The following is a 26,008-nucleotide window of genomic DNA, read 5'->3' as shown; positions in this document are numbered from 1 at the left end:
CGATGGGCTGCGCAGCAGCCCGCAGGTCTTCAGACCACCAACGACAGCAGCATGATAAAGATGATGCCGACCACCGACAGGATGGTCTCCATCATGCTCCAGGTCTTGAAGGTCTCGGCCACGGTCATGTTGAAGTACTGCTTCACCAGCCAGAAGCCGGCATCGTTGACGTGGGACAGAATCAACGACCCCGCGCCGGTCGCCAGCACCAGCAGCTCGCGGTTGACCCCCGGAATCATGCCGATCACCGGCGCGACGATCCCGGCCCCGGTAATGGTCGCCACCGTCGCGGAACCGGTGGCGATGCGAATCACCGCCGCCACCAGCCAGGCCAGCATGATTGGCGATATCTGCGCCTGTACGGCCATCTGCCCGATCACATTACCCACGCCGGTATCCACCAGCATCTGCTTGAAGCCACCACCGGCACCGACGATCAGGACGATTGCCGCCGTTGGCGCCAGGCTCTGGTCGAGCAGCTTCATGATCTGCTGGCGGGAAAAACCGCGCGCCGCGCCAAAGGTGTAGAAGGCCAGGAGCAGGGCGGCAAGCAGGGCGCTGATCGGGTGGCCAATCAGGTCCATCCACTGACGGACGATATGCTCGGCCGGCAGTACCACGTCAGCGAAGGTTTTCAGCAGCATCAGGAACACCGGCAGCAGCACGGTGATCAGGGTGATGCTGAAGCTAGGCAGGTTGTGCTGGTCGGACTCGCGGGCGATCTGGTCCATCAGCTCCTTGTTCGGGTTGCCCGGGATGTACTTGGAGATGAAGTTGCCGTACAGGGGGCCGGCGATGATCGCCGTGGGCAGGGCGACGATCAGCCCGTAGAAGATGGTCTTGCCGATGTCGGCATTGAAGATGCCAATCGCCAGCAGCGGCCCCGGGTGGGGCGGCACCAGGCCGTGGACCACCGACAACCCGGCCAGCAGCGGAATGCCGATCTTGATCAGCGACACCCCGGAGCGCCGGGCGACGATGAACACCAGCGGAATCAGCAATACGAAGCCGATTTCAAAGAACAGCGGAATACCCACCAGAAAGGCGGCGAACATCATCGCCCAGTGCACCTTCTGTTTACCGAAGGCACGAATCAGCGTCTGGGCGATCTGGTCGGCACCGCCGGAATCGGCCATCAGCTTGCCGAGCATGGTGCCCAGGGCCAGGACGATGCCGACAAAGCCGAGCACGCCACCGAAGCCGTCCTGGAATGATTTCATCACCTTGGCCACCGGCATGCCGGAGGTCAGGCCAAGAAAGCCTGCGGCCAGGGTCAGGGCGACAAAGGGGTGGACCTTGAAGTGGGTGATCAGCAGCACCAGGCCGATGATGGTGATCACCGCGTCGAGCAGCAGGTAGGTATCAGTTGCCAAACCGAACATGGTTCAGTGCCTCATCTTGTCATTTTTGTGGGCGTAACGTTTGCAGCGTTTACGGGGCGAGACAGCGCTATCTTTGGTGAGCCGAGAAAACAGCCAGGGTCAGGCCGTTCGCGCCAGCAACGGTTCACCGCAGGGCTTTAGCCACTGGTCTACCTCGATGGCCAGCTTGTCCACCGGCAGGGTGGCGTCCAGTGGCAGGGTCAGTGGCTCGCCATGGGGCGGTTCGAGGGCGGCGAACTGGCTTTCGATCAGGCTGGCGGGCATGAAGTGGCCGGGGCGGGCCAGTACCCGGCGTTCGGCTTCTTCGGGGCTGAGTTCGAGGAACACGAAGCCCAGGTCCGGCACCGCGTGGCGCAGGGCATCGCGGTAGCGTTTTTTCAGCGCCGAGCAGGTGAGGATCGGCCGTGCGCCGCTTTTGAGGGTACGTTGCAGTTCTTCACCCAGAAGGATCAACCAACCCGCACGGTCGTCGTCATCCAGGGGAATGCCGGCGCTCATCTTCTGGATGTTGGCGGCAGGGTGAAAGGCATCGCCTTCGATCAGGCGGCCGCCGCTATGGCTGGCGATGGCGGCACCGACGCAGCTCTTGCCGCAGCCAGCTACGCCCATTACCACGATTGCGGACAAGGGGGGATTCATCGGTACCTCCTGCAGGGCAAGATAGCGCTATCTTGAAGTGAGACCGCTAAAGTCTCGGGCGCTTCCCACCCAGATGTTATTGATCTTGTAAAAGCAGTCTGGATGCTCATTCCTGGCCTCATGCAGTTTTGCATTGCCTGTGGTCTGAGACAGCGCTACCTTAGTGCCCGTTCCCCATTCTTTGCAAGTCGAAAATAAAACCTGTCATGACCCGCATTGGCTCCCGTACTACCGGTCGTCCCACCTTGGCTGAAGTGGCCAGGCTTTCCGGGGTTTCCCCGATCACTGCTTCGCGGGCGCTGCGCGGGGTCAGCACGGTTGCCCCGGAGCTGGTCGAGAAGGTCCAGGTGGCCGCTGCCAGCCTTGGCTACGTGGCCAATCCGGCGGCCCGGGCGTTGGCGTCGGCGCAAAGCCAGTCGATCGTGGTGTTGATCCCGTCGCTGTCCAACCACCTGTTCATCGACACCCTGGAAGCCATCCATGAGGTGATGCGACCGCGTGGGCTTGAGGTGCTGATTGGTAACTATCACTACGATATTGCCGAAGAAGAGAACCTGATCCGCAACTACCTGGCCTACCAGCCACGCGGCATCCTGCTCACCGGCTTTGATCGCAGCGACGCGGCCAAGCAGCTGCTGGCAGCCAGCGGCATACCTTGCGTGCACATGATGGAGCTGGGCGGCGATGCCCAGGCGATGTCGGTAGGTTTCTCCCAACAGGAAGCGGGCAGGGCGGCTGCGCGGCATTTGCTTGAGCGCGGCTGCAAACGCCCGGGATTTATTGCCGCACAACTCGACCCGCGGGTGATGCAGCGCGCCGAAGGCTTTCGCCAGGCCCTGGCCGAGGCGGGCCTGGATGCCCATGCGCGGGAAGTGCTCGCCCCGCAGCCGTCGTCGATCGGCCTGGGCGGCGAACTGTTCGCCCAGTTGCTGCAACGTCATGCGGATGTCGACGGCATCTTCTTCTGCAACGACGACCTGGCCCAGGGCGCCATTCTCGAAGCGCTGCGCCAGGGCATCAAGGTGCCGCAGCAAGTGGCCATGGTCGGTTTCAACGACCTGCCCGCCTCAGCGTACATGGTCCCGCGCCTGACCTCGATTCGCACCCCGCGCGCGGCCATTGGCCGTTGCGCCGCCCAGGCGCTGCTGGGCCTGCTCGACGGCAAACGCGCGCAGGTGCAAAGCCAGGACCTGGGCTTTGAACTGATGGTCCGCGAAAGCAGCTGAAACCGCCAGTCGGCGGGCGTTGCACGGTGATGTCATAGTGCTTGCACGGTGCTAATCGCGATCTATGCTCAGCACATCCCGAGCATGGAGTGTTGCAAAATGTTTGATTTGCATCGTAAGTCCGATCTGGCTGAAATCGAGCGTTGCACCCAGGCCTTGGGGCACATGAGTGGCAAACTTGCGGCGATCAGCCGCTCGATGGCGATGATTGAATTCAGCCCCGACGGGGTGATCCTCGACGCCAACGAAAACTTCTGCAAAACCCTCGGTTATAGCGTCGAGGAGATTCGCGGCAAGCATCACCGCATGTTCTGCGAAGAAGCCTTCACCAAGAGCGAGGAATATCACCAGTTATGGCGTGACCTGGGCCGCGGTGAACCGCGCAGCGGCACCTTTGCCCGTGTCGACAAGCAGGGTCGCGAAGTCTGGCTCGAAGCCAGCTACATGCCGGTGCTCGGCGCGCAGCAGCAAGTCACCGGCGTGATCAAGGTCGCCTCGGACATCACCCAGCGGGTGCGCCACGAACACGAGACCGAAAGCCTGATCAATGCCATCAGCCGCTCGATGGCCATGGTCGAATTCACCCCGGATGGCAAGGTCATCGAGGCCAACCAGAACTTCCTCGACACCATGCATTACCGCCTGGACGAGGTGGTGGGCAAGCACCACAGCCTGTTCTGCCACAAGAGCGAAAGCGAGTCGGCGGCCTACAAGGCCTTCTGGGCCTCGCTCAACCGCGGCGAGTACCATTCCCACCGCTTTGAACGGGTCAACAAGCTCGGGCAGATGGTCTATCTGGAGGCTTCCTACAACCCGATCTTCGACACCCGCGGGCGGCTGTACAAAGTGGTCAAGTTCGCCAGCGACATCACCCGTCAGGTCAGTACCCAGCAAACCGCCGCCGAATCGGCCCACGCCACTTCGGTGCAGAACGACGCTTGTGCGCGCAAAGGCTCACAGGTGGTGCAGCAAACCGTGCAGGTGATCGAGGAAATCTCCCAGGACCTCAATGCCGCCGCCCGCAGCATCGATGCGGTGAGCAAGCAGTCGGAGCTGATCGGGCAGATCGTCCAGACCATCCGCAGTATCGCCGACCAGACCAATCTATTGGCACTCAACGCCGCCATCGAAGCGGCGCGGGCCGGCGAGCACGGGCGCGGGTTTGCCGTGGTGGCCGATGAGGTGCGTAACCTGGCGGCACGTACCAGCAAGGCCACCCTGGAGATTGTCGAGGTGGTGCGCCAGAACCATGACTTGTCGTTGACCGCCGTGGCCAGCATGCAGTCAAGCCTCAGCCGTACCGGCCTTGGCGTGGAACTGGCTAACGAAGCCGGTGAGGTGATTCTGGAAATCCAGCAGGGGTCCCAGCATGTGGTCGATGCGATCAGCCAGATCAACTCGACCTTGCAGTTGCACTGAGCCGCTGGTTGAGCTGGCCGTCGAGGGTCTGCAGGCTGTGTTCCAGGGCCTTGGCCAGCACCTCTAGATCGGCGCTGCTGGCCTCGCCAACACAGGCTTGCTCGAGCGCTTCGCAGCGCCTTACCACGCCACGGGCCTTGAGCATCTTGGCGCCGCCCTTGATCCGGTGGGCCAGGGCGCGCAAGGCATCGCGCACAGGTTCCGGGCCCAGGGCACGCAGGGCCTTGAGGTCGTCGCTGTTGCTGTGCGCCAGTTCCCGCAGCAGGCGTTCGACCAGTTGCGGATCGCCCAGCGTCAGGTGCTTGAGGTTGTCGACATCGAAGCCGCTGGCATGCTCCGGCTCCTGCGCCTGCGCGGTAACTGCTGGCGCCGATGTCGGGCTGGTCACTGCGATCAGATGACGGCGCAACTCATTGAGACCGATCGGCTTGAACAGGCAATCGTTCATGCCGCTGGCCAGGCATCGCTCGCGCTCCTCAACCTGGGCATTAGCGGTCAAGCCGAGGATCAGGCAGGCGCGGCGTTGCTGCAGGTGTTCCTCGCTGCGCAGCCGGCGTGCCAACTGATGGCCATCCATGCCGGGCATGTGGCAATCGGTGATCACCGCATCGAACTGCCCTTGCAGCCACAGCCCCAGCGCGGCCTGGCCATCGCTGGCCTGGCTGACCTGATGGCCGAGAACACTGAGCTGGCGCTGCAGCAGCATCAGGTTGGCGGGGTAGTCGTCTACCACCAATATGTTCAAGGCACTGTCGGCCAGCGGTTGCTCGATTTCTGCCAGGGGCGCTTGCGCCAGGGTCGCAATCGGCAATTGCAACTCGATGTCGACCCGCGTGCCGACGCCCGGGGTGCTGGTCAGGCTCAGTCGGCCACCCATCAGCTCGCACAGGGTACGGCTGATCACCAGGCCCAGGCCGCTGCCCTGGCGTGCCTGTTGTTCGCCCACCCGGGTGAAGTTGTGGAACAGGCGCGCCTGGTCTTGAGCACTGATGCCGATGCCGCTGTCTTCAATGCTGAGCAAGACCCGTCGCACCTGCCCGGGCTGTTCCGCGCCCCAGCGCAGCGTGACCTTGACCTGGCCCTGCTCGGTAAACTTCAGGGCATTGCCCAGCAGGTTCGACAGCACCTGCTTGAAACGCAGCGGGTCAACCAGCACACCCTCGGTGACCGTGTGCAAGTCCGTCTGCAACATCAGGCCCTTGAGCCGGGCATTGCCTTCGAACACCCGTACGGTAGCGGCAACCAGCGCTGTCAGGTCGGTGGCGGTGGCGTTCAGTTCCATGTGTCCGGATTCGATCCGGGCGATGTCGAGAATGTCTCCGATCAGCGCCAGCAGGCCGTTGGCCGAGTCGAAGGCGACCTGCAGCGAGGCGCGATCGGCACGGCCCTGCTCGGCATCCTTGAGCGCAAGCTCGAGCAGGCCGATCACCGCGTTCATCGGCGTGCGGATTTCATGGCTCATGGTCGCCAGGAACGTACTTTTGGCCCGGCTGGCGTCGTCGGCCTGGTCCTTGGCCAGGCGCAGTTCGTCGAGCAGGCGCTTGCTGAACCCCAGTTCGTGCTGCAGCGCTTGCTGGGCCTCGCTGCGTTGGCGGATCAGGTTGCGCAGGTAGCGGTTCCAGAACACCACCACGGCGATCATCAGGCTGGCGACGATGAGAATCCGCAGGATCAGTGAGCGGTAGTTGTACCAGGGGCTGTCGCTGATCAGTGCGTTGGTGCGCCAGCGGTTGGTCAGTTGCGCCAGTTCGTCGGGCGGGATGCTGAGCAAGGCCTTGTCGATGATCGAGCGCAGCACCCTGGCGTCCTTGGGCGTTGCAAACGAGGCGGTAATCGGCCGGTCGCCATACTGGGAGGCGATACGCAACCGATCCTTGAACAGGCGGCTGATGAAGTAGGCCGCGTTGATGCGCGAGCTCAGTACCAGGTCGACCTGTTTATCCTCCAGGGCTTCCATCAATGCCAGCGGGCTATCGACCTCGATCAGCGTCAGCGTCGGGTAACGCTGCAGCAATTGCGCCTTCAAGGGGGTGTCGCGAATGACCGCCACGCGCTTGCCATCCAGCTGTTCGGGGTTTTGCCCGAACTCGCTGTCGGTACGGCACACCAGCACCCAAGGGTCGGTCAGGTATGGCCGACTGAAGTTGACCAGCCTGGCGCGCTCGGGGCTATAGACCAGCGTACCGGCCAGGTCGGCTTTGCCCTGTTGCAGCAACGCGATCATGGTCGCACCGGCATCGGTCTCGATGAACTCGAACTTCAGCCCCGTGCGCAGGCTGATCTGCTCCAGGACGTCGGCGGTTATGCCGCGAACCTGCTGCTGGTCATCGTAGAAACTCAACGGCGCAAAGTATTTGTTCACCAGCACACGGGTAACCGGGTGCTGTTCGATCCAGCGCCGCTCCTCGTGGCTCAGGGTCAAGGCGCCGCGATCAAGCAACATACTGGTGCTGCCGCTGCTCCAGCGGCGCAGGATGTTCAAACGCTCGGTTTCACTGGTGACCGCCAGTGAACGGTTGAGCAGGTGCAACAGCCTGTCGTTGCCGCGGGCCAGGGCAAAGGCGAAGGTTTCCCGCTCGTGCTTGACGAAGTGGGAAATCTGCACGCTGTCCTGAAAGCTCTTGCCGATCAGGTAATCACTGCTGATCGCATCACCGAGAAAGGCGTCGGCCTGGCCCAGCGAGACGGCCGACAAGCCGGCCATGGTCGAGGTGTACAACTGCAGGCGGGCCTTGGGGAACAGATGCCGGACTTCTTCGTCCGGCAGGTAGTGATCGACCATCGCCAGGCGCAGCCCATCCAGCTCGTCATCGACGGCGCGGGTCTTGCCCTGGGGCGTGACGATCACCGGCAGATCATCGGCATAGGGCTGGCTCAGCACTAGCTGGGCATCGGCGGCTTCAAAGCCATTGGAACTGCCGAGCAGGTCGATGTCCCCGGCATGCAGGGCGGCGATCGCCTCTTTGCGGCTGGCGTAGCGGCGCACGTCGAAGGGGATGCCCAGCAGTTCGCTGATCAGCCCGGCATAGTCGGCGGTCAGGCCTTCGTATTCGCTCTGGCTGACATTGATATCGAAAGGCGGGTAGTCCGGGCTCGAGGTTCCCAGGCGCAGCACGGCTTTTTCCTTCAGCCAGCGCCGATCATCCGGCGACAGCGCTACGCCTTCGCCACCCACCACTGAGCGGGCCAGCAGCGTGCGCGGTTCACCGGGCTCATCGGCCAGGCTGCTGTTGAGCAACAACGCCGGCAGGCAGACCAGCAGCAAGAGCAGAAGAGCGGGGCGCAGGGTCATGGCCGGCTCAGATCACAAGATTGCGATTTGCCAGACCCATAAGGTCGACGAAAGATCCTACCTGAAGCTTCTCCATGATCCGGCTCTTGTAGGTGCTGATGGTCTTGGGGCTCAGCAGCATGCGAATGCCGATGTCGTTGTTGGAAAGGCCGGCGGCGAGCATGCGCAGCACTTCCATCTCGCGGTGGGAAAGGCTGGCCAGCCGCTCTTCTTCGCTGCCCAGCGGGCCGCGGCTGGCGGACATGTCAGGGAAGGTCGAGTAGCCCTTGAGCATGGCTTTCAAGGCAAACACCAGTGCGTCCAGGTCTTCGTCCTTGTGCACGAAGGCCGAGCTGCCGGCATCCAGGCAGCGACGGGCGAACAAGGCCGCGGGCTGACCGGTCAGGACCATGATTTTCGGCGGTTTTTCCAGCAGGTGCAGGCGTTTGATCACGCCCAGGCCATCCAGGCCGGGCAGGCCGATATCGAGGATGACCACATTGGGGCGCAGTTCGCGGGCCATCTGCACGGCGGCCACGCCGTCCCCGGTTTCACCCACCACTTCGTAGCGTTCGCGTTCCAGCAGAATACGCACCGCAAGACGAATTGTGGGGTGATCATCGACGATCAGTACCGTGGGCATTGGCGCAACTCCTTGACGAAGAGGGTAAGCCGTTTCCTGAATCATTCAGGAAGACGAAACGGGCCGGAGCCGGCGAGTCGCCAACGATACGTCGAATCAGGATGCAAGAGTATGGGAAGTATAGAGGCGTTGAAAATTGTGGTAGGAATTGTCGAATATTCCTACATATTGACTAGAGAGACCGCTACACGGACTGTCGCTAACCGATGTTGCCGGGATTGCGATCGCTTCGCGCTCGATCGCTGGCAAGTCAGTTCCCACAGGTCGGGTGCATGCAAGTCCACTGTGGGAGCCGGCTTGCCGGCGATGGGGCAGCAAGGCTGCCCTGCGGTCAACGCCGGGTTCAGAACGACGTGGTAAACGAGGCGAAGTACGCCCGGCCCGCCTCGTTGTAGGTCAAGGCCCCGGCTTCATCGGAGTTGCCTTCGCGGTACAGGCGCTTGTCGAACAGGTTGTTCACGCCCACGCGCATGCTCAGGTTCTTGGTGAATTCATAGCCCCCGCTGATGCCGACAATCCCGTAGGGATCGACGTCCTTCTGGACCTTCTTGTCCAGGGCTTCATTGGCCCGAGCGTTGTAGGTAGGTGCTTCTTGTTTGCCGTAGTAGGTGCCGTTGAGCTGGAACGACAGCTTGTCGGTGACGTTCCAGTCCAGGGTCGAGTTGACCGTGTACTCGGGAATGATGCTCAGCGGCTCGCCGGTTTTCTTGTCTTCGGACTCGATCATGTAGGTGAAGTTGGTGTTCCAGTCCAGCGCTGAGGTCAGCTCGACGAACAGGTTGCCCTCGACACCTTGCACCACGGCCTTGCCGGTGTTTTCCCAGCGCAGGATGCGGCGCCCGTTGGGCAGGCGGAACAAGGTCTGGTTGCCGGCTTCGATCTTGTTCTTGTAGTCGTTACGGAAGTAGGTTGCGCTGGTGCGCCAGGTGCCCTTGTCGTAGGCCAGGCCCAGTTCCTTGTTAACGCTGGTTTCCGGTTCGAGGTTGGCGTTGCCCAGCAGGTAGCAGCCGCCATTGTTGACTTCGCTGGAGTTGCAACCTGCGCCACGGCTGTACAGCAGGTAATTGGGGTTGGCCTGGTACAGGTTCGGGGTTTTGTAAGCGCGGGCGATACCGCCCTTGATGCTCAGGGCCTCGGTGATCTGGTGCGAGGCGTTCAGGCTCGGGCTCCAGTTGTTGCCGTAGTCCTCGTGGTGATCAAGACGCAGGCCAGGGGTGACAATGGTGTTTTCGCCGACTTCGATGTTGTCCTCGGCGTACAGGGCAAAACTGCGCGCGGTGGATTTGGTCTGGGTACGGTCGAAGTTCGGCAGTTCAGCGCCTGGGTCATAGCTTTGCGGGCGCAGCGAGCCCGGGTCGTTGAGCGATTCATAGAGGTATTCGCCGCCCAGGGTCAGCACCTGCTCCAGACCGATGCTCAGTGGCAGGTTGACCTCGCCGGTGGCGCGGGTATTGCGCAGGCGCGACTCGAAGCGTCCGGCACCGCCCGATGGCGCACCTTCGCCCCAGCCGGCCAGGCCTTCATTGAGGCGGTCGTTACGGGTCAGGTCATAGGACAGCGACGCGGTGGAGGTACCCCAGTCATAGTCGCCGCGATGGGTCACGGCAAAGCTTGAGCGTTGCATGACGTTGGTTTCCTTGCCCACCTGGCTTTCGACGAACTCGCCGCCGGCGTTGAGCATGGTGTCGCCGGCAAAGATGTTGCCCTGGCGGCTGTAGCTGGACTCAAAATCAAGGGTGTTGGCCGGGTCGATCTTCCAGCTCAGCAGGCCGTTGATGTCCTTGTTGCGCACGCCTTCGCGGCCGGCCATCAAGGATGAATCGAAGGCCTGGTGCGCCGAGTTGATCTTCATGTCATCGGCGTCGGTCTTGTTCAGGTTGCCATAGACGCGGAAGATCAGGCTGTCGGTAAGCGGCCCGCTCAAGCTGAAGTTGACCCGCTTGCCCGTGCCTTCGGCATCGTCCTCGGGGAGCATGGTGTACAGGGTCATGGAGCCGCGCAGGTCCTGGGTCGGGCGCTTGGTGATGATGTTGACCACACCGCCCATGGCGCCGGAGCCGTAGCGCGCGGCGGCCGGGCCGCGCAGGATCTCGATGCGTTCGACTTCTTCGGCCGGTACCCAGTTGGTTTCGCCCCGGGTGTCGCGGTCGCCGCTCCAGCCATAGCGCACGGCGTTGCGTGAGGTAGAGGGCTTGCCGTCGATGAGGATCAGGGTGTTTTCCGGGCCCATGCCGCGCAGGTCGATCTGACGGTTGTTGCCGCGGGCGCCGCTGCTGCTGTTGCCGGTGAGGTTGACCCCGGGTTCGCGGCGGATGATGTCGGAGAGGTCATTGACTGGTGGGCGTTTCTTGATGTCTTCAGCGGTGATGATCGACACCCCGGGAGCTTGCTTCAGCTCCTCTTCGGCGGTGCCCAGTACCCGGGTGTTCTCCAGCTCGATCGCTTGCCGGCTGCCGTCCACTGGCAGGTCGGTCGGCTGCACCTGGACTTCGTCCGGCTGCAGTTCCAGCGGGGCTGCGGCGATTGCCGTGGAACCCAGGGTCGCCAGCAAGGCAATGCTCAAGCGGCTGAGGTTGAAGCGCGACACCATGTCAGATTTCTCCTGGAGCAAAGGGTGAGCGACCGGGACGGAAGGGCCCGGTCGCTCGGGAAGTCGAGAATGATAAGAATTACCATTCGCGTGTAAACCCTTAAGGAGAAAAATAAAATATTAACGAAGCAGGACGCACAGGCTCTGCTATACGGGGTTCAGCCCATCGCCGGCAAGGCCGGCTCCCACGGGGTTGTGGGTGCACCAATCTATTGTGGGAGCCGGCGTTGCCGGCGAAGCGATGGTCCAGACACATCAAGTTTAATTGACCTGCCACCTGAGTGTTTCGATCGAGCTAGCCTGAAAGCTCGATTTTCAGGAGACCCAACATGGACAGTCCAGCCTCCCATCGCCTGAGACGTGGGCGAGTATCGACACTTGGCGGCTTATACCTGCTGACCAGCATCACCGAAAACCGCCAACCGGTTTTTACCGATTTTCACCTGGCTCGGCTGATGGTTGAGCAACTGCAATATGCACAGCGTCAAGCGTTGGCTAAATCCTTGGCCTGGGTGATCATGCCCGATCACCTGCACTGGTTGATCGAGCTGCGCCAGGGCACCCTTGCGTCACTGGTACGCCGGGTCAAATCTCGCAGTACCTGCCTGATCAACAAGGCCAGCCGGCGCAAGGGTCGTTTATGGCAGCACGGTTTTCATGATCGGGCGTTACGCCGGGAAGAGGATGTTCAGGCGGTGGCTCGCTACATCGTTGCAAACCCGTTGCGGGCTGGTTTGGTGTCCAGCATTGGTGATTATCCGCATTGGGATGCAATCTGGCTTTAGAGGCCTGGGGCCGCTGGGGCAGCCCATCGCCGGCAAGGCCGGCTCCCACAGGGCGATGGCCGCGCAGCGGCCTGGTCGTTAGCCGTTACTCGCGTCCGCGCATGAAGAAGCCGGCGACATACTTGCGAAAGGTGTCCAGGCTCTTGAAGTCGGCATAACGCTTGAACGTCTCGCCCTCCGGCTCCGGCCCCAGCGGCTGCTCGGTCAGCGACACCGACAGCACCCGGTCCTGGTCGGAGCTGAGCACCAGCGCGTCCATGCCCTGACCACCGAGCACCGGCCGGCGCATGATCACCTTGACGCCCTTGCTGGCCATCCAGTCGATCAGCGAGATGAGCATCTTCAACGGCTCACGCTCTTCATCGCGATACACCGGGAACAGTTGCCCGCGCGACAACACCGGCACGCTGGCAACATGAATCAGCTCATAGAAATGACTGCCGGCACTGGCCGGCGAGTAGATCGCCAGGGCCAGCAACGGCCCCGGGGTCTTGCTGCCGCCCCAGAGCAGGTGATGGCCCTGGAAGTCGAAGCCGTCTTCACTGCGGTCGTTGAATACCTTGCGCGCCTTGATCTGGCTGACGCAGTCGAGCAGCAGGCCATGCCGGCGATGGTTGCCAAAGGCCGTGGACTCACGCAAACGCGCCTTGAGCATCATCATGTGCTTCATGTCCAGGCGGGTTTCCAGGTAGTTGCTGGCCGGCACCCGCTCGATCAACGGATAACGGCTGGCGACCCCGCGCAATTCGGCGAACTGCCCGGTGAGGTCTTTTTTCAAGTGGGTGGCATAGACGTTCAAGCCACTGGCTTCGATCAAGGTCAGCAGCAGCGACAGCAGCCGATGCTGCTCGCGTTTGTCGCCACTGCCTGCAGACTCGCCAGCAGCGCCGCCGGCCGCTTTGAAATCAACGATCAGGCGCAAGGGGGTGTCCGGTGCGAGCCAGGCAGCCGGTGGCGAGTCGTTGTCGCTGTCGCGGCTGCCACTTTCCCGCTCATCCTTGATGAACGCGCAGTCTGGCGCGTGCTCGGCCGTGCCCGGGTTGTTCTTGAGGAACAGCGTGCCGGTGTTGCCATTGAGGTTGACGTTGAGTACCGGCATTGCTTTGGGCTGGCAGTCGCAGGCCAGCCAGTGGCCGGCGGCGCGCACCTTCATCAGCAGCTGGTTGGCCTGCAACAGGCGCGGGCCTTCCAGGCCGCCCTGGACAAAACCACGCAACAGCGCGTCTTCAGCAGGGGTGAGGGTGCGCACCAGCGCGGCGTTTTTTTCGATGATTCGCATGGACAATCCTGGCCAGCCTTCCTGTGCCTGCCACCTTAATGCAAAGCCCGGCTGGCGAACATGCCCGCCAGCCGAGCCAGGTGCTGCTTACTGGCCGCCAAACAGCTTGGCGGCGCGGGCGCGGATCTCTTCCACGCTGAGGTCTTCCTTGTGGGTGGAGACGAACCACAGGTTGCCGAACGGGTCTTTCAGGGTGCCGCTACGGTCGCCGTAGAACTGGTCTTTGACTTCGGTGACCTGGGTGGCGCCGGCAGCGAGGGCCTGGGCAAACACTTTGTCGGCGTCCTCGACATACAGGTGCAGACCAATGGCGGTGCCATTGAGCGACTGGCTGCTGGTCAGCCCACCGGACTGGTCGCAGGGGTCGGCAAGCATCAGCGAGGAATCGCCGATTTTCAGCTCGGCATGGCCGACGCGCCCGTCTGGGCCGTCGAGGCGGAACATCTCGACGGCGCCGAAGGCCTTCTTGTAGAACTCGATGGCCTTGGCGGCATCCTTGATGCCCAGGTAAGGGGTAATGCTGTGCTGTCCTTCGGGGATTGGTTTGACTGCCATTTTATTGATCCTCCTTTAAGGCGCCGCAGGGAATGGCGCGAAACTGTATATTTATACAGTTTCGGCAATTGGGCAAATCAAAAGTCGCGGCGCTGGACGAGTGGCAGTCAGAAAATGTAATCGGTGGTCAGGAAACTCGACTCGCGGTTACGGATGATGTCGCTGATCAGTTGCTTGTTGCTCTCCTGGAATTTGGTCGCCACCAGGGTACGGATCGAAAACACCCGCAGGGCGTCATGCACCGACAGGGTACCCTCGGCCGAATTCTTGCGCCCGTTGAACGGGTAGGTGTCCGGGCCGCGCTGGCACTGGGCATTGAGGTTGATCCGGCCGACCTGGTTGGCGAAGGTATCGACCAGCATGCCGACTTCAGCCGAGTTGCTGCCGAAGATGCTCAACTGCTGGCCGAAGTCGGAATCGAGCACATAGTCGATCACCGTCTGCAGGTCGCGATAGGGCACCACCGGCACCACCGGGCCGAACTGCTCTTCATGGTACACGCGCATCTGCGCATTCACCGGGTACAGCAGGGCCGGGTAGAAGAACGAGCCACGGCTGGCGCCACCGCCCTCGTTAATGACCCTGGCGCCTTTGTCGAGCGCATCGGCCACCAGGCCATTGAGGTAATCGATCTTGCCGGCCTCGGGCAGCGGCGTCAGGGCCACGCCCGGCTCCCAAGGCATGCCCGGCTTGAGCGCGGCCAGCTTGCGCTGGAATTTGTCGAGGAAATCATCGACCACGTCTTCATGGACGAAGAGGATCTTCAGCGCCGTGCAGCGCTGGCCGTTGAACGACAGGGCGCCGGTGACCGCCTCGTTCACCGCGTTGTCGAGGTCGACCTCGGGCAACACGATCCCCGGGTTCTTGGCATCCAGGCCCAGGGCTGCGCGCAGGCGGTGCGGGCGTGGGTGAAGTTTTTTCAGGTCGCTGGCGGCCTTGTTGGTGCCGATGAAGGCGAACACATCGATCTTGCCGCTGGCCATCAGCGCGCTGACGGTCTCGCGGCCGCGGCCATAAATGACGTTGATGACCCCGGCCGGGAAGCTGTCGCGAAACGCTTCAAGCAGCGGGCGGATCAGCAGCACGCCGAACTTGGCCGGCTTGAACACCACGGTGTTGCCCATGATCAGCGCCGGGATCAGGGTGGTGAAGGTTTCGTTCAGCGGGTAGTTGTAGGGGCCCATGCACAAGGCCACGCCCAGCGGCGCGCGGCGGATCTGGCCAAGGGTGTCCTGCTCCAGTTCAAAGCGGCTGGAGCGGCGGTCCAGCTCCTTGAGGGCGCCGATGGTGTCGACGATGTAGTCGCAGGTGCGGTCGAACTCTTTCTCCGAGTCCTTGAGGTTCTTGCCGATTTCCCACATCAGCAGCTTGACCACGGCTTCGCGTTGTTCACGCATCTTGGTCAAAAAGGTCTCGACATGCTGGATGCGTTCGGCCACCCGCATCGTCGGCCAGGCGCCACGGCCTTTGTCGTAGGCATGCACGGCGGCGTCCAGGGCGGTGAGGGCGGTATCGGCGTCCAGCAGCGGGGTATTGCCGAGGATCACCTGGCGCTCCTCAACGCCCTCCTTGAGCCACACCGGGCTGCGGACCGTGGCCAGCGGCCCGTGCCATTGCTGCAACTGGCCGTTCACCAGGTACTCACGTTGCACCAGGGGTTCACCCAGGCGGTACGCCTCGGGGATCTCGTTGGCGGTGGGGAACAGCGTATCGAGCAGACGGTCCATGGGCGCAGCACCTCTTTTTCTGTAATGGGTGAAACGTTTCAGTCCGAGCATAACGCCAGGGCGCTAAAAAAAGCCAGCCTCGCTCAACATTGCGCCCAAGGCGCCGATACAGCGTTAATCCGATGTGAATTACGGACCTATGAGCACAAGAATCCTCGCCCTTGATGACAACCTGGTCCTGCCGACGAACCTGCGTACCACCCTCAATCGCCTGCTGCCAGTGGGCTTTGCCCTGATCGGCATCGGCCTGTCGGTGGTGCTCGGGCGTCTGGATGTACAGCGCCAGGAAGCTGAAGTGATCGCCAATGCCAGCGCGCGCCTGTCGGGCGTGCGGGCCAGTATCGAGGCGCAGCTGCGCTCGGCGTTCGGTGAGACCGAGGGTATTGCCCAGCTACTCAGTGCCGATGGCGAAATCAGCCCCGAGCACTTTCACGACATGGCCCGCCAGGCGATCGCCTCGGTGCCGCACATCCGCCATATTGCCCTGGCCCCGGGTGATGTGATCGCCGACGTCTACCCGCTGCACGGTAACCAGAGCGTACTGGGCATGGATTACCGCCAGATGCCGGAGCAGTACCCGCTGCTGCAGCGCGCCCGTGACAACTACAGCCCGGTGCTGGCTGGCCCGGTGCAGCTGCGCCAGGGCGGGCGTGGGTTGATCTACCGGCGTCCGGTATTCCTCAAGGGGCACAAGGGCGTGAAACTATACTGGGGCAATGTGTCGATCGTCGCCGATATCGACCGCTTGCTCAGTACCGCCGGGCTGGACCTTGACCCGGGCTTCGAGCTGGCCCTGCGCGGCGCCGACGGCCAGGGTTCGGCCGGCGGGATGATCTGGGGCGACCCGAAGCTGTTCACCCAGCACCCGGTGACGGTCAATGTCGATGTGCCGGGCGGGCTCTGGCAACTGGCGGCCAGCCCCCTGGGCGGCTGGCCGTCCATGAGCCTGTTCGTCTCGCCGTTGTTCCTCTTTGCCCTGACCTGTACCGGCCTGTTCAGCGTGTTCGTCGCCCAGCTCAATCGCAGCAACCGCCTGATCAACCTGCGCAACCTCGAACTCAAGCAGTCCCAGGCCCAGCTCGAACGCCTGGCCCATTATGACGCGATCACCGGCTTGCCCAATCGCCTGCACTTTCATCAGCAACTGCTCGAGGAGATCAACCGGGGCCAGCGCCTGGCCGTACTGGTGCTGGATATCGACGGTTTCAAGCAGGTCAACGACAGCCTTGGCCACGCCATGGGCGACCTGTTGCTGCAACAGGCCACTGCACGTTTCATGCAGATCATCGAAGTGCAGGACAGTGTGTGCCGCCTGGGCGGAGATGAGTTCGCCTTTGTGCTCAAGGGGCCGGAGGCTGATTGCATCGAGCGCATCCAGAGGTTGCTGCAGGCCCTGCAACTGCCCTTCGACCTCAAGGGCAACGCCGCCCTGGTCACCGGCAGCATTGGCCTGGCCTGGTGCCCGGAGCATGGCCAGAGCGTCGATCGCCTGCTGCGCCATGCCGACACCGCCATGTACGCGGCCAAGGAGAGTGGGCGCAACGCTTACCGCCTGTACCAGCCGGAAATGACCCAGCGCCTGCAGGCGCGCCTGGACCTGGAGCACAACCTGCGCCGGGCCCTCAAGCACAATGAGTTCGAGCTCTGGTACCAACCCAAGATCGACCTGTTCAGCGGCCGCGTCGAAGGCGCCGAAGCGCTGCTGCGCTGGCGTGATCCAGAGCACGGGCTGGTATCGCCAGCGCAGTTCATCCCCCTGGCCGAACGCACGGGGCTGATCATCCCCTTGGGTGAGAAGGTACTGGATCTGGCCTGCGCACAGATCGCTGCCTGGCGCGCCGCCGACCGCCTGCCCGGGCCGGTGGCGATCAACGTCGCAGCCTTGCAGATCGAGCGCAGCGACTACGTCGCCAGCCTCAAGCGCTCGCTCAAACGCTACGACCTGCCGCCGACCTTGCTGGAGGTGGAAATCACCGAAAGCCTGCTGATGGAAAGCCAGCAGCATGCCTGTGCGGTCCTTGCACAGCTGCAGGAATTGGGCGTGACCACGGCGGTGGACGACTTCGGCACCGGTTACTCGTCACTGGCGTACCTGAAGATGCTGCCGATCGACCACCTGAAGATCGATCGGGCGTTTATCAAGGATCTACCTGAAGACGACGATGGCGTGGCCATTACCCGGGCGATCATTGACCTGGGCCACGCCTTGGGCTTCAAGATCACCGCCGAGGGCATCGAGACCGCCGAGCAATATGCGTTTTTGCGCAATGCCGGGTGTGATCAGGGCCAGGGTTTCTGGATGGGTCGGCCGATGCCGGTGGCTGAGTTCGACAGCTGGCTGGGCACAAAAGTAATGGATCAAAGCACTTTGATTCGGTGAGTTTAAGATTGTTGAATCTCGGCTGAGATGCGATTGCCGTTCGCTTGGCTTTTCCTATACTCGGTGTTCATGCCGCCGGGGTGGAGTAAAAAAGTGCGGAGCGATAGAACAGCAATCCTAAATTCGTACGATGCGATGCAAGTCTTGAACGGTCAAGACTTATGCGCAGATGCTATAGATTCTATGCGTCGTTATAACGAATCGAAAGGAAAGCTCCCTGAACAGGAGATCGAAATGCTTCGCATTGAAGCTGAGTCGCAATTCGCTAGGCTGCAACTTTTTTACCTAAAAAAATTTGGCGGATACATTCCAGTTCTTCACTGACGCGCTCTGTGATACCTGATTTGTCTGAAGTGGCTGTTCTAATCGGAAAACGTCGTGATTGTTGTTAGCAAATAGAGGACTTCTTAGTTTTACGTGAAAATTCACCCATCGCGACTTTTTTAGCTAGTTCAAATGCTTCCTAGGATTTATCCTACGCGTTCTGTCGCCTTCAGTCGCTTGCTTGGGCTACATGTTCAAACTAGGCTCGCTCGGTCACTGAATTTTGGTGATCGGGTTTGGCGACCCGGGATCTATATGCAGATATGTCCCTGAATGAAAGCGGGCGTTTTCATGCCCGTATGTCCTTTATGGTGGCTGTACGCGGGAGGGCCTAGGCCCTGCCGGGGTTTCCTGCGTTGATCCGGTTCGCCAACCCGCGTACAGCTACCACCTAATCTCGTTTGGCGACGAGTTCGTGGTAGCGCCACTCAACCAGGAGCCTATCGATGAAGAAACTAGTACCCGATCCCCCATCACTGCATCTTGTCGAAACGATAGAAACTAGTGTCAATAGTTGTCCTGACCACCCACCACTGTTCAATGTCCGAGCTGGGGTGTGTGCAGAGGATGCATTGGTGCATGCGTTGCTTTACCTGAAATGTGCGAGTGCGACGATCTCGCAGGCTGTTCAACATACGAGTGAGGCTGGGCGTGCTTTTGTATGGTCCTCGCAGCACTCTGTTGAAATGGCCAGCGCGCTGATGGATGCCTTGCTAGATGGAGTCGAAGCGCGACAGTTGAAGGTCTGAGCCATAGCTGAAAACTGGTACGTGTTAGATCCTGCTCTATTGGATAAAAAGCACTCACTTTCAGTGACCGGACCTACCAACTGGGGTATCGACAGCCCAGTCAGCGCAAAGTAAATGCGCTGACTGCTTACACTCAAGCATCCTAAGATGGGGCTAGCATAGTTCTTCCCACAGTAAGCACGCTATACCCCACCCGCGGCACCCCCGCCAACCTTAGCTCCACCAACGCCCTCAACGACTCCCCACTCCCCAAATACGCATCACCAAAATCATGCCCCCCCAACGCACTTGGGTGCGCCACCACTTCCAGCAACCCCTGCGCCGGCGCCAACCCCGCGCGTAAATCAGCAGGCGTACACACATAATCCGCCGTCGCCCCTGCCAACTGCTTCAACCTTCGATTAAGCAACGTTTTGAACACCCGCTTCAGCGGCCCGATGTTGTGCCCAAGGTTGCGCGCCAACCTCACCGCCACGCCCTCACGCGCTGCAAACCGGGCGACGATTACGCCAATGGGCCAGATGTTGTGCACGTGCTGGTGCGAGTCCAGGTGGCTGGGCGTCAGGCCCTGGTTCAGGCAGTGCTGCCACTGCGCCTGCAATTCCTGTTCGACGGCTTCGCGCTCGGCCCGGCTCAGGCGCAGGGTGCGCTGTTTCAGGCGCAGGTCGAATTCGCCATTGGGCGCGCAGAAGCGCGGTTGCTTGCCGATGGCTTCGCTCAAGGGCCGGCCATAGGTGAGGTTGAAGTGCAGGCCGATGCGCCCGCGCAAGGCCGGCAACTGCGCCAGGCTGCAGGCGGCGCTGAAGGCCGGCATGTTGGCCATGGCCGTGGCCGAGCTGATCAGCCCGGCCTGGAAGGCATGCAGGATGACCGCGTTGGTGTGGGCGCTGAGGCCGAAGTCGTCAGCGTTGACTATGACCTGTGAGGGCATCCGGGTTCTCCTGTGGCGAGTCGGGCTCGGCGGTTGCGGCCGAGGGTGGGCGGCGCAGGCGCTGCAGTTGCGGCTTGAAGCGTTGCCACAGGCGCAAGGCCAGGCCCAGGGCCAGGCCGCTGGGGCGCCAGCTGTAGAAGCTCTGGCGCTGGTGTTCAAGGGTGGCGCTCATGCGTTCGTGCAGTTGGTGGCTGGAGTTGTTCAGGCTCACCCGCGAGGCGTCGACCCATTCCCAGCCGTCGTCCAGACCCCAATGTATCCATTCTTCGAGCAGCACGCGGCCACTGCCAAGTTCGGCATGGGCAGGCACGAAGGCGAGGTTGTAGTCGTACACCCGGCCGCGTTCGAACACCCCCAGGCGGTAGCTGATGCAGCGGCCATCGAGCTCCAGCAGCACCAGGCGCACCAGGCCCTGGGCCGCCAGGGCGGTGAAGGCCTGGTACATCCATTGGCGGCGCAGGCGGCCAGAGAAGATGCCGACGTCGTCGTCGCCTTTCCAGCTGAGGTCTTCGACGGCGCTGATGGCATCGAGCAGTGGCGTGATGGTGTTTGCATCCGGGACAATCCTGCGTACCTGGGCGCCGCAGGCGGCAATGCGCTTGCGCGCGCGGCGCAGTTTGTAGCGCGGGTCGCCGCTGATTTCCTGGCGGTCTTCGGGCACGATGCGGTGCACCGGCACCCGGCAGTTCAGGCGCTGTTCATGGGTGGAGCTGCGCCGCGCCCAATGCCTGAGCAGGCTGTGGGCCACCGCGCCGGCGGGCACTTCGTCCAGTTGCAGCAGGGCGTGGGGCAGTTGCTTGCGGATTGCCCGTAGCACCTGCGCGTCCGCCTTGGCCGGCAGGTCGCAGAGCAGGGCGATGCGGTCGCTGAGCGGATAACCCAAATGGCGCACCACCTGCACCGTCAGTGGCCCGAAGCGCTCATGGCTGCGAATCAGCGGCAGGCACAGGCTCAATCTGCCCTGATCGCGGCCCACCAGTACCTGCAACTGTTGCCCGGCTGTCAGCGCCGCTTCCGCCGCACGCAGCCAGCCGAGGTGGTTGAACGGCGTGCTGTCGGCCAGTTGCTGGCGCAGTTGCTCGTAGTCGGCGGCGGGGAAGTCCGCCGCCGCCAACGACGGGTACCACTGCAGTTCAAGGCTCATGGGCTCAGGTCACCGTGGCCGGGGCCGCGCTGGCTTCAGGTTTGCGCAGGGCCTCCAGGCGCGATTCGCTGTAGCGCGTTTCGCGGAAGAACTTCCAGCGCCCGAACAGGCAGTACACGTGCATGATCCGCCCCTGTTCCTTATAGCCCATGCGCAGGTGCAGCTTAAGCGCCGGGATGTTGTGGCTCTCGCACACGTCCACCACGGTGTCGCAACCCTGGGCAGCCATGGCTTTCCACAGCTCCAGCTGCACGTCGACCGACAGTTGCGAGCCCCAGTAGCGGCGGATCATTTCGCCTCCAAACTCGAAGAACTGCCCAGGCTCCACCGGGAACCAGCAGCCGTAGTAGTGGCGATCGTGGTAGTGGCGCAGGCTGCCCCAGATAAACGCCACGGTGTCGCCGGCGTCATCGAGGAACATCAGCCCGGTGTGGCCTTCGCCAGCCAGCTCGCGCATGGTCTCGATGCGCTCGCCAAAGTGTTTGGCGAAGGCCCGCACGTTGTGCACGGTGATGGTTTCGACGCGCAACGCCGGGTAGGGTTTGAGCTTGTGCGGCGGCACGGGGCTGACCAGGTCACGCTCCATCCACAGCAGTTCCCAGTGGTAGAACAGGTAGCGCTTGACCCCAGCGCGAATAGTATTGCGCAGTCCTTTGCGCTTGATGCGATCCTGGATTTTGCTCAAAGCACTCATGGTGCCTCCTGTTGCTGGCAGGTGAGGTGCGCGCTTATGACGCGCTCCAGGTCAGGGCGAACAGGGTCTGCCCCGGTAGTTGAAACTGAATACGGCCGCGTTCGCAGGTAAAGCGCGCGCTGCGTGGTTGGTTGTCGGGGCCAAACAAGGTCAGGGCGCCTTGCGGGCAGTTTTGCTCGGTGGCCAGGCTCACCTGCTGCAGGCGCTCGCCCTTGTTCACCCCGAGCAGGCTGCGCTGCTTGCCGCGGGCCATGGCCAGGGCATCGACTTCGAAGGCGTCGTTGTCCAGGGCCAGCACCTGGTCGAGCCAGTGCTGCTGGATGAACTGCTGGGCCAGGCCCACGGGCTTGAGTTCAAAACCGTTCTCGCCCAGCACCCGGACCATGCCCTTGGGCCACTCGGGCTCATCGGCAACGTGGAACCAGTTGAGCATGTCGAGCAGGCCGTCCTGGGAGGCGTTGATCACCACCGACGCCCACCACAGCGCGGTGAAGTGGGTTTCCTGATCGTAAGGGCTCAAGGTCGAGCCGCTGGAGACGTTAGTCTGGTCGAGCAGCAGCGCCTTGTTCGGCCGGCCTTGGGCATCGAGGCCGACCAGGGCTGCGGCCTGGCGTACCGAGTCGCGGTAGCTGCGGGTGGCCAGCAGGTCGCGGACCATCCATTCGTGCCAGGCCAGGGCGTCGATCTGCTGGCCGTGGTCTTTGAGCAGGCGCCGCGCCCAATCGAGGCCGATGCGCGTTTCGCTGCTGCTGTGCAGGGGGCCGTTGACCAGCCGCGAGCTTGCCGGCATGGCGATGCGTACCCCGGCCTCGCGGGCCCCTGGGCTGTGTTGCACGTGCTCGGCCATGGCCTGGAAGTAGCGGCTGAAGCTCGGGTAGTCGCTGTAGTTGAGGTTCGGCTCATCGGCGAAGGCCAGGTAGTGCAGGGTGCTGCCGCCCAGGTTGCGGGTGGTGTTGAGCCAGTCGTCGAGGCCGTCGTTGCTGGTGCGGTTGGCGGCCAACACTGACTCGCGGCCGGTGCCGGCCAGCAGGGTGATGTCTTGTTTGATCGCATAGCGTTGCTGGTAGAAGCGACGGAACTCATTTTCGTAGCCGGGTTGGCGCGCCAGCAAGTCGGCAAAGCTGTAATAGCCGGCGGCTTGCGGGCGCAGGGCGTCGAGCGCGGCATAGCTGGAGGGTGGCGGCAGCACATAGGGCAGGTTGACGCCCAGGTCCGGGGTACGGCCCAGCACCTTGTGGCCCAGGGTTAGCATGACCTTGCCCTCGGCGTTGTGCAGCGGCCCCAGTTGTTCGGCCTGTTGGGCGAACAGGTTGGCGCTGCCGTCGAGCCAGAACGCTGCCTTGCCGCGGCCTTGCAACTGCAGGCGGAAGGTTTGCGCGTGACTGGACACCGGCAGCGGCAAACGATCGAACTGCCAGTAGGCCGGGTAGGGCTTGAGCGCCAGGCTCAGTTGCTGGTTATCGCCCAGGCGCTGCACCTGCAGACCGCGCACGCCGCCGTGGTATTTACCGGCCAGGGTGGCTTTTTCGCCCGCGGGCACACGAAAGTACAGCGCCACATTGGGCCCGACTTCGGCACTGAAGTGCACCTTGGCCGGGGCGAACAGGGCGCGGGTGCTGTCGGCGTGCTCGATGCGATACCGCCTGAAGCTGTAGCCGGGGATTTCCAGCTGGTAGTCGCTGGTGCTCGCCGCCAGTGGCCATTGCACCCGGCCACGGGGTTCATTGGCCTTGATCGGGCGATCGGCCTGTAAGTGGCCCTGGCCATTGAGCAGGAAGATGTGTTCGGGGTTGGCGTCGGCCTGCCAGGCCGGTTGCCAGCTGACCGTCACGGTGTCGGCCTTGGCCGCCTGCAGGTACAGGCTGCCATCGCGCAGGTCGCCCCAGTGCAAGGGCACAGCCTGCACGCTGGCGCTCAACAGCACGCCGCTCACCACCAGGGCCATGGGCTTCATGCTGGCCGCCGTTGCAGCATCTGCCGCAGTGGCGCCAGGTCGCTGGGCAGTACCAGCAAGGTTTGCCAGAACGCTACGCGACTGAGTTTGCAGTACAGCAGCAACATCGCCAGGGTCACCGCCAGGTAGGCGATGGACGAAGCCATGGCGGCGCCGACGATGCCGTAGGCGGGAATCAACAGCATGTTGAGCACCAGGTTCAGTGCCGCGCCCAGGCCCATCATCAGCGATACCGTGCCGGGGCGGTCCTTGCCCAGCAAGTCGAGGCGCAGGATGCTCGCATAGCACAGGCCGAACAGCCCCGGCAGCAAGGCCAGCAAGGCCGGGTAGGCCGGTTGGTATTCGGCGCCGAACAGGGTGACGATCAGCCACTCGCCGATCAGCGCCATGCTCAGGCAGGCGCCGAGCATCACCGTGGCGGTCAGGCGCAGGGCCAGCGGGGTGAGCTTGTCCATGCCGGCGTCCTGCTGCAGCAGGCGCTTCATCAACGGCGTGGTCACAGCTTCGGGGACGATCAGCAGCAGTTCGGCGGCGGCGCTGGCCATGGCGTAGTGGCCTAGTGCGGCGCTGCCGAGCATGGCACTGATGAACAGGTAGTCCGAACGCAGGATCACTTGCTGGAACAACAGGTCCGGATGGCTCTTGGCACTGTAAGACAGCAGCTCGCGCTGGCCGCTGCGATCCCAGCACAGGCGGATCGAGTGCTGCTTGCCGAGCCAGTACAGGCCCAACAGCACCACCAGGCTCAGGCCCAGCAGCCAGCTGATCAGCGCCGCTTCCAGCGCCGCGCTCTGCCACATCCAGAACATCCCGACAAACAGCAGCAGCGGCACCAGCGACTCGGTCAGGCGCAAGGCGTTGAAGGCGCCGACGCCGCCGCTGGCGTTGTGCAGGGTCAGCAGGCCGCTTTTGAGCACCGTCAGCGGCACCGCCAGCAGCAACAGCCAGGCCAGCAGGCCGAGCTGGGTGGTCACTTCAAGTTCGTTGCCGAACGCCCGGGCCAGGGCCACGCAGATCAGGGTCAGGGCGCCGGCCACCAGGCAGCCGTAGATCAGCACCTGGCTGAGCAGCAGGCCCATGCTGCGCTGCTTGGCCGCCTGGTAACCGACGGCGGTGTTGAGGCCGCCGCTGGTGGCGGCGCTGATCAGGTCGGGCAGGGTACTGAGCAGGGCGAACAGGCCGCGCTCGCTAGGGCCGAGAATGCGCGCCAGCAGCACGTTGCGCATCAGCCGCAGGGCGATCATCGCCAGGCGCGTGCCCATGCTCAGCAGCAGGTGGCGAACATAGTGGCTGCGGCTCATGGGCGGCCCCCGCGGCTGATCCGCCAGGCCAGCAAGGTGGGCCGGCTGGCGGTGCGCTGGCTGACGCTGATGCGTGGCAGGGCCAGGGGGTCGTCATGGCCCTGGCAGATCCCCGGGCGGGTGCTCAGGGCAAACGGGTAGCAGTGCGCCGCCAGGCGCTCGCGCACCCGTGCATCGTGGTCGCCGTTGGGGTAGCAGTACACCGGCAGCGGCTGCTTGCAGCCTTGTTGCAGGGCGTAGTGGCTGCGGCTCAGTTCCTCTTCCAGGCGCTGGTCGTCCAGGCCCGGCAGCAGCGCGTGGCTGGCACCGTGGGGGCCGAAGCTGATCAGCCCGGAGTTTTCCAGGTGGCGCACCTGGTTCCAGTCCAGGGCCTGGGGCAGGGATTCGGCCGGGCAGGCATCGGTGAGATGATGCAGGGCGATCGGGCTCAGGGTTTTCAGGCTTTGCAGGTATTTACCCAGGGCCCTGCTGCGGGCATGGGCCTGTTCGTTCATGAAGTAGGCCGCCGGCAGCGGCCTGCCGATCTTGCGCAACTGCTCGATCAGCGCCCGTCGGGAGATTTCGCCATGGGTGCCCCAGAGGGTTTCGCCCAGGCTTTCCCACCAGAAGCGCTGGCGGCTGCCGATGTAGTCGGTGGACAAAAAGATGCTCGCCGGCACCTGGTATTGCTGCAGCAGCGGGAAGGCATTCAAGGCGTTGTCGCGCCAGCCGTCGTCGAAGGTCAGGGCGACCTTGGGGCGGCCGCCGTTGCGCGGCTGCTCGTGGGTTTTGAGCAGGTCCATCAGGTGCACGCAGTCAAAGTGACGTTGCAGCCAGCGCAGCAAGCGCTCAAAGGCCTGGGGGCCGACGCACAGTTCGTTGCGATGGGGCAGGGCGGCGCTGCTGTCCTCGGCCAGCACCCGGTGCAGCATGAGGATCACCCCGGCGCCGCGCAATTGGCTGCGACCCTTGGGCGAATTGAGGTACAGCCAACCGCTGGCACGCTTGATACTGGTTTTTATCGGCATGTCAGGTG

19 protein-coding genes and 1 pseudogene are annotated in these 26,008 nt (G+C 62.9%); 6 read left to right on the top strand and 14 right to left on the bottom strand.

Annotated elements, in window-relative coordinates; genetic code table 11:
* Positions 1 to 29: 29 nt before the first annotated feature.
* Both BV82_RS15080 and BV82_RS15075 read right to left on the bottom strand, forming a co-directional pair.
* Complete coding sequence (locus BV82_RS15080) at positions 30 to 1,382, bottom strand: GntP family permease (protein WP_010225279.1); 1,353 nt, start codon at positions 1,380 to 1,382, stop codon at positions 30 to 32.
* Positions 1,383 to 1,481: 99 nt separating this feature from the next.
* Positions 1,482 to 2,021, bottom strand: coding sequence for a gluconokinase (locus BV82_RS15075; protein ID WP_036997074.1), 540 nt, complete (start codon positions 2,019 to 2,021; stop codon positions 1,482 to 1,484).
* 206 nt (positions 2,022 to 2,227) lie between these two features.
* Here BV82_RS15075 and gntR point away from each other — a divergent pair, with 206 nt between their 5' ends.
* The 3 genes and pseudogenes from gntR (at position 2,228) to BV82_RS26735 (ending at position 4,666) form a co-directional block, all read left to right on the top strand.
* Positions 2,228 to 3,247 (top strand): HTH-type transcriptional regulator GntR, encoded by a 1,020-nt coding sequence (gene gntR, locus BV82_RS15070; RefSeq protein ID WP_010225281.1) that lies wholly within the window; start codon positions 2,228 to 2,230, stop codon positions 3,245 to 3,247.
* 84 nt (positions 3,248 to 3,331) lie between these two features.
* Positions 3,332 to 4,129, top strand: a pseudogene (locus BV82_RS26740) (PAS domain-containing protein); the annotation flags it as partial.
* 42 nt (positions 4,130 to 4,171) lie between these two features.
* A complete protein-coding gene (locus tag BV82_RS26735) occupies positions 4,172 to 4,666 on the top strand; it encodes a methyl-accepting chemotaxis protein (RefSeq protein ID WP_371128680.1) in 495 nt (164 codons plus the stop codon).
* Here BV82_RS26735 and BV82_RS15060 read toward each other — a convergent pair.
* The 3 genes from BV82_RS15060 to BV82_RS15050 all read right to left on the bottom strand — a co-directional run bounded on the left by BV82_RS15060 (position 4,641) and on the right by BV82_RS15050 (position 11,170).
* A complete protein-coding gene (locus BV82_RS15060; RefSeq protein WP_036997078.1) occupies positions 4,641 to 7,958 on the bottom strand; it encodes a transporter substrate-binding domain-containing protein in 3,318 nt (1,105 codons plus the stop codon). The genes BV82_RS26735 and BV82_RS15060 overlap by 26 nt on opposite strands.
* Before the next feature lie 7 nt (positions 7,959 to 7,965).
* Complete coding sequence (locus BV82_RS15055) at positions 7,966 to 8,580, bottom strand: response regulator transcription factor (RefSeq protein WP_036997080.1); 615 nt, start codon at positions 8,578 to 8,580, stop codon at positions 7,966 to 7,968.
* Between the two features lie 343 nt (positions 8,581 to 8,923).
* Entirely contained in the window at positions 8,924 to 11,170 is a 2,247-nt protein-coding gene (locus tag BV82_RS15050; protein ID WP_036997082.1) for a FepA family TonB-dependent siderophore receptor, read from the bottom strand.
* A 329-nt stretch (positions 11,171 to 11,499) separates the two neighbouring features.
* Here BV82_RS15050 and BV82_RS15045 point away from each other — a divergent pair, with 329 nt between their 5' ends.
* A complete protein-coding gene (locus tag BV82_RS15045; RefSeq protein ID WP_010227025.1) occupies positions 11,500 to 11,955 on the top strand; it encodes an REP-associated tyrosine transposase in 456 nt (151 codons plus the stop codon).
* A gap of 85 nt (positions 11,956 to 12,040) precedes the next feature.
* Here BV82_RS15045 and BV82_RS15040 read toward each other — a convergent pair whose 3' ends face one another.
* The 3 genes from BV82_RS15040 to BV82_RS15030 all read right to left on the bottom strand — a co-directional run bounded on the left by BV82_RS15040 (position 12,041) and on the right by BV82_RS15030 (position 15,516).
* Positions 12,041 to 13,234, bottom strand: a complete 1,194-nt coding sequence (locus tag BV82_RS15040) for a hypothetical protein (RefSeq protein ID WP_036997083.1) — start codon at positions 13,232 to 13,234, stop codon at positions 12,041 to 12,043.
* A gap of 87 nt (positions 13,235 to 13,321) precedes the next feature.
* Positions 13,322 to 13,789 carry a VOC family protein gene (locus BV82_RS15035; protein WP_010227023.1) on the bottom strand — a complete coding sequence of 156 codons (468 nt, stop codon included), beginning with the start codon at positions 13,787 to 13,789 and terminating at the stop codon, positions 13,322 to 13,324.
* 107 nt (positions 13,790 to 13,896) lie between these two features.
* Complete coding sequence (locus BV82_RS15030) at positions 13,897 to 15,516, bottom strand: NADP-dependent glyceraldehyde-3-phosphate dehydrogenase (RefSeq protein ID WP_036997084.1); 1,620 nt, start codon at positions 15,514 to 15,516, stop codon at positions 13,897 to 13,899.
* A gap of 139 nt (positions 15,517 to 15,655) precedes the next feature.
* Here BV82_RS15030 and BV82_RS15025 point away from each other — a divergent pair, with 139 nt between their 5' ends.
* Positions 15,656 to 17,896 (top strand): putative bifunctional diguanylate cyclase/phosphodiesterase, encoded by a 2,241-nt coding sequence (locus BV82_RS15025; protein WP_051636827.1) that lies wholly within the window; start codon positions 15,656 to 15,658, stop codon positions 17,894 to 17,896.
* Positions 17,897 to 18,666: 770 nt separating this feature from the next.
* Entirely contained in the window at positions 18,667 to 18,969 is a 303-nt protein-coding gene (locus BV82_RS15020) for a DUF6124 family protein (protein WP_081839714.1), read from the top strand.
* Between the two features lie 142 nt (positions 18,970 to 19,111).
* On the opposite strand, the gene BV82_RS15015 is transcribed toward BV82_RS15020, so the two are convergent.
* From BV82_RS15015 to BV82_RS14990, 6 genes are read right to left on the bottom strand one after another with little or no spacing between them, the layout of a single operon-like run.
* Positions 19,112 to 19,900, bottom strand: a complete 789-nt coding sequence (locus BV82_RS15015) for a carbohydrate deacetylase (RefSeq protein WP_036997086.1) — start codon at positions 19,898 to 19,900, stop codon at positions 19,112 to 19,114.
* A complete protein-coding gene (locus BV82_RS15010; RefSeq protein ID WP_036997087.1) occupies positions 19,872 to 21,044 on the bottom strand; it encodes a GNAT family N-acetyltransferase in 1,173 nt (390 codons plus the stop codon). Before BV82_RS15010 ends, BV82_RS15015 begins: the two co-directional genes overlap by 29 nt.
* A gap of 4 nt (positions 21,045 to 21,048) precedes the next feature.
* The gene (locus BV82_RS15005) at positions 21,049 to 21,738 is read right to left on the bottom strand and encodes a GNAT family N-acetyltransferase (protein ID WP_010220527.1); all 690 of its coding nucleotides are present in this window, start codon (positions 21,736 to 21,738) and stop codon (positions 21,049 to 21,051) included.
* A 34-nt stretch (positions 21,739 to 21,772) separates the two neighbouring features.
* On the bottom strand, positions 21,773 to 23,692 hold the full coding sequence (locus BV82_RS15000; RefSeq protein ID WP_036997088.1) for a hypothetical protein: 1,920 nt from the start codon (positions 23,690 to 23,692) through the stop codon (positions 21,773 to 21,775).
* Positions 23,689 to 24,993, bottom strand: coding sequence for an oligosaccharide flippase family protein (locus BV82_RS14995; protein ID WP_036997090.1), 1,305 nt, complete (start codon positions 24,991 to 24,993; stop codon positions 23,689 to 23,691). The genes BV82_RS15000 and BV82_RS14995 overlap by 4 nt, the downstream gene beginning before the upstream one ends.
* A complete protein-coding gene (locus BV82_RS14990; RefSeq protein WP_010220530.1) occupies positions 24,990 to 26,000 on the bottom strand; it encodes a polysaccharide deacetylase family protein in 1,011 nt (336 codons plus the stop codon). Before BV82_RS14990 ends, BV82_RS14995 begins: the two co-directional genes overlap by 4 nt.
* Positions 26,001 to 26,008: the final 8 nt, after the last annotated feature.

This window comes from Pseudomonas donghuensis, assembly GCF_000696345.2.
Lineage (GTDB): Bacteria > Pseudomonadota > Gammaproteobacteria > Pseudomonadales > Pseudomonadaceae > Aquipseudomonas > Aquipseudomonas donghuensis.
Note: the sequence above shows the minus strand (reverse complement) of the source record. Positions and strands in the feature narration are given on the sequence as shown.

Excerpts from the sequence above, each read along its gene's own strand:
- BV82_RS15055 (WP_036997080.1), bottom strand. The coding sequence starts at position 8,580 with ATGCCCACGGTACTGATCGTCGATGATCACCCCACAATTCGTCTTGCG.
- BV82_RS15050 (WP_036997082.1), bottom strand. The coding sequence starts at position 11,170 with ATGGTGTCGCGCTTCAACCTCAGCCGCTTGAGCATTGCCTTGCTGGCG.
- BV82_RS15020 (WP_081839714.1), top strand. The coding sequence starts at position 18,667 with ATGAAGAAACTAGTACCCGATCCCCCATCACTGCATCTTGTCGAAACG.
- BV82_RS15010 (WP_036997087.1), bottom strand. The coding sequence starts at position 21,044 with ATGAGCCTTGAACTGCAGTGGTACCCGTCGTTGGCGGCGGCGGACTTC.
- BV82_RS15030 (WP_036997084.1), bottom strand. The coding sequence starts at position 15,516 with ATGGACCGTCTGCTCGATACGCTGTTCCCCACCGCCAACGAGATCCCC.
- BV82_RS15025 (WP_051636827.1), top strand. The coding sequence starts at position 15,656 with ATGAGCACAAGAATCCTCGCCCTTGATGACAACCTGGTCCTGCCGACG.
- BV82_RS15015 (WP_036997086.1), bottom strand. The coding sequence starts at position 19,900 with ATGCCCTCACAGGTCATAGTCAACGCTGACGACTTCGGCCTCAGCGCC.
- BV82_RS15045 (WP_010227025.1), top strand. The coding sequence starts at position 11,500 with ATGGACAGTCCAGCCTCCCATCGCCTGAGACGTGGGCGAGTATCGACA.
- BV82_RS14995 (WP_036997090.1), bottom strand. The coding sequence starts at position 24,993 with ATGAGCCGCAGCCACTATGTTCGCCACCTGCTGCTGAGCATGGGCACG.
- BV82_RS15080 (WP_010225279.1), bottom strand. The coding sequence starts at position 1,382 with ATGTTCGGTTTGGCAACTGATACCTACCTGCTGCTCGACGCGGTGATC.
- BV82_RS15075 (WP_036997074.1), bottom strand. The coding sequence starts at position 2,021 with ATGAATCCCCCCTTGTCCGCAATCGTGGTAATGGGCGTAGCTGGCTGC.
- BV82_RS15005 (WP_010220527.1), bottom strand. The coding sequence starts at position 21,738 with ATGAGTGCTTTGAGCAAAATCCAGGATCGCATCAAGCGCAAAGGACTG.
- BV82_RS15035 (WP_010227023.1), bottom strand. The coding sequence starts at position 13,789 with ATGGCAGTCAAACCAATCCCCGAAGGACAGCACAGCATTACCCCTTAC.
- BV82_RS15000 (WP_036997088.1), bottom strand. The coding sequence starts at position 23,692 with ATGAAGCCCATGGCCCTGGTGGTGAGCGGCGTGCTGTTGAGCGCCAGC.
- BV82_RS14990 (WP_010220530.1), bottom strand. The coding sequence starts at position 26,000 with ATGCCGATAAAAACCAGTATCAAGCGTGCCAGCGGTTGGCTGTACCTC.
- BV82_RS15040 (WP_036997083.1), bottom strand. The coding sequence starts at position 13,234 with ATGCGAATCATCGAAAAAAACGCCGCGCTGGTGCGCACCCTCACCCCT.
- BV82_RS15060 (WP_036997078.1), bottom strand. The coding sequence starts at position 7,958 with ATGACCCTGCGCCCCGCTCTTCTGCTCTTGCTGCTGGTCTGCCTGCCG.
- gntR (WP_010225281.1), top strand. The coding sequence starts at position 2,228 with ATGACCCGCATTGGCTCCCGTACTACCGGTCGTCCCACCTTGGCTGAA.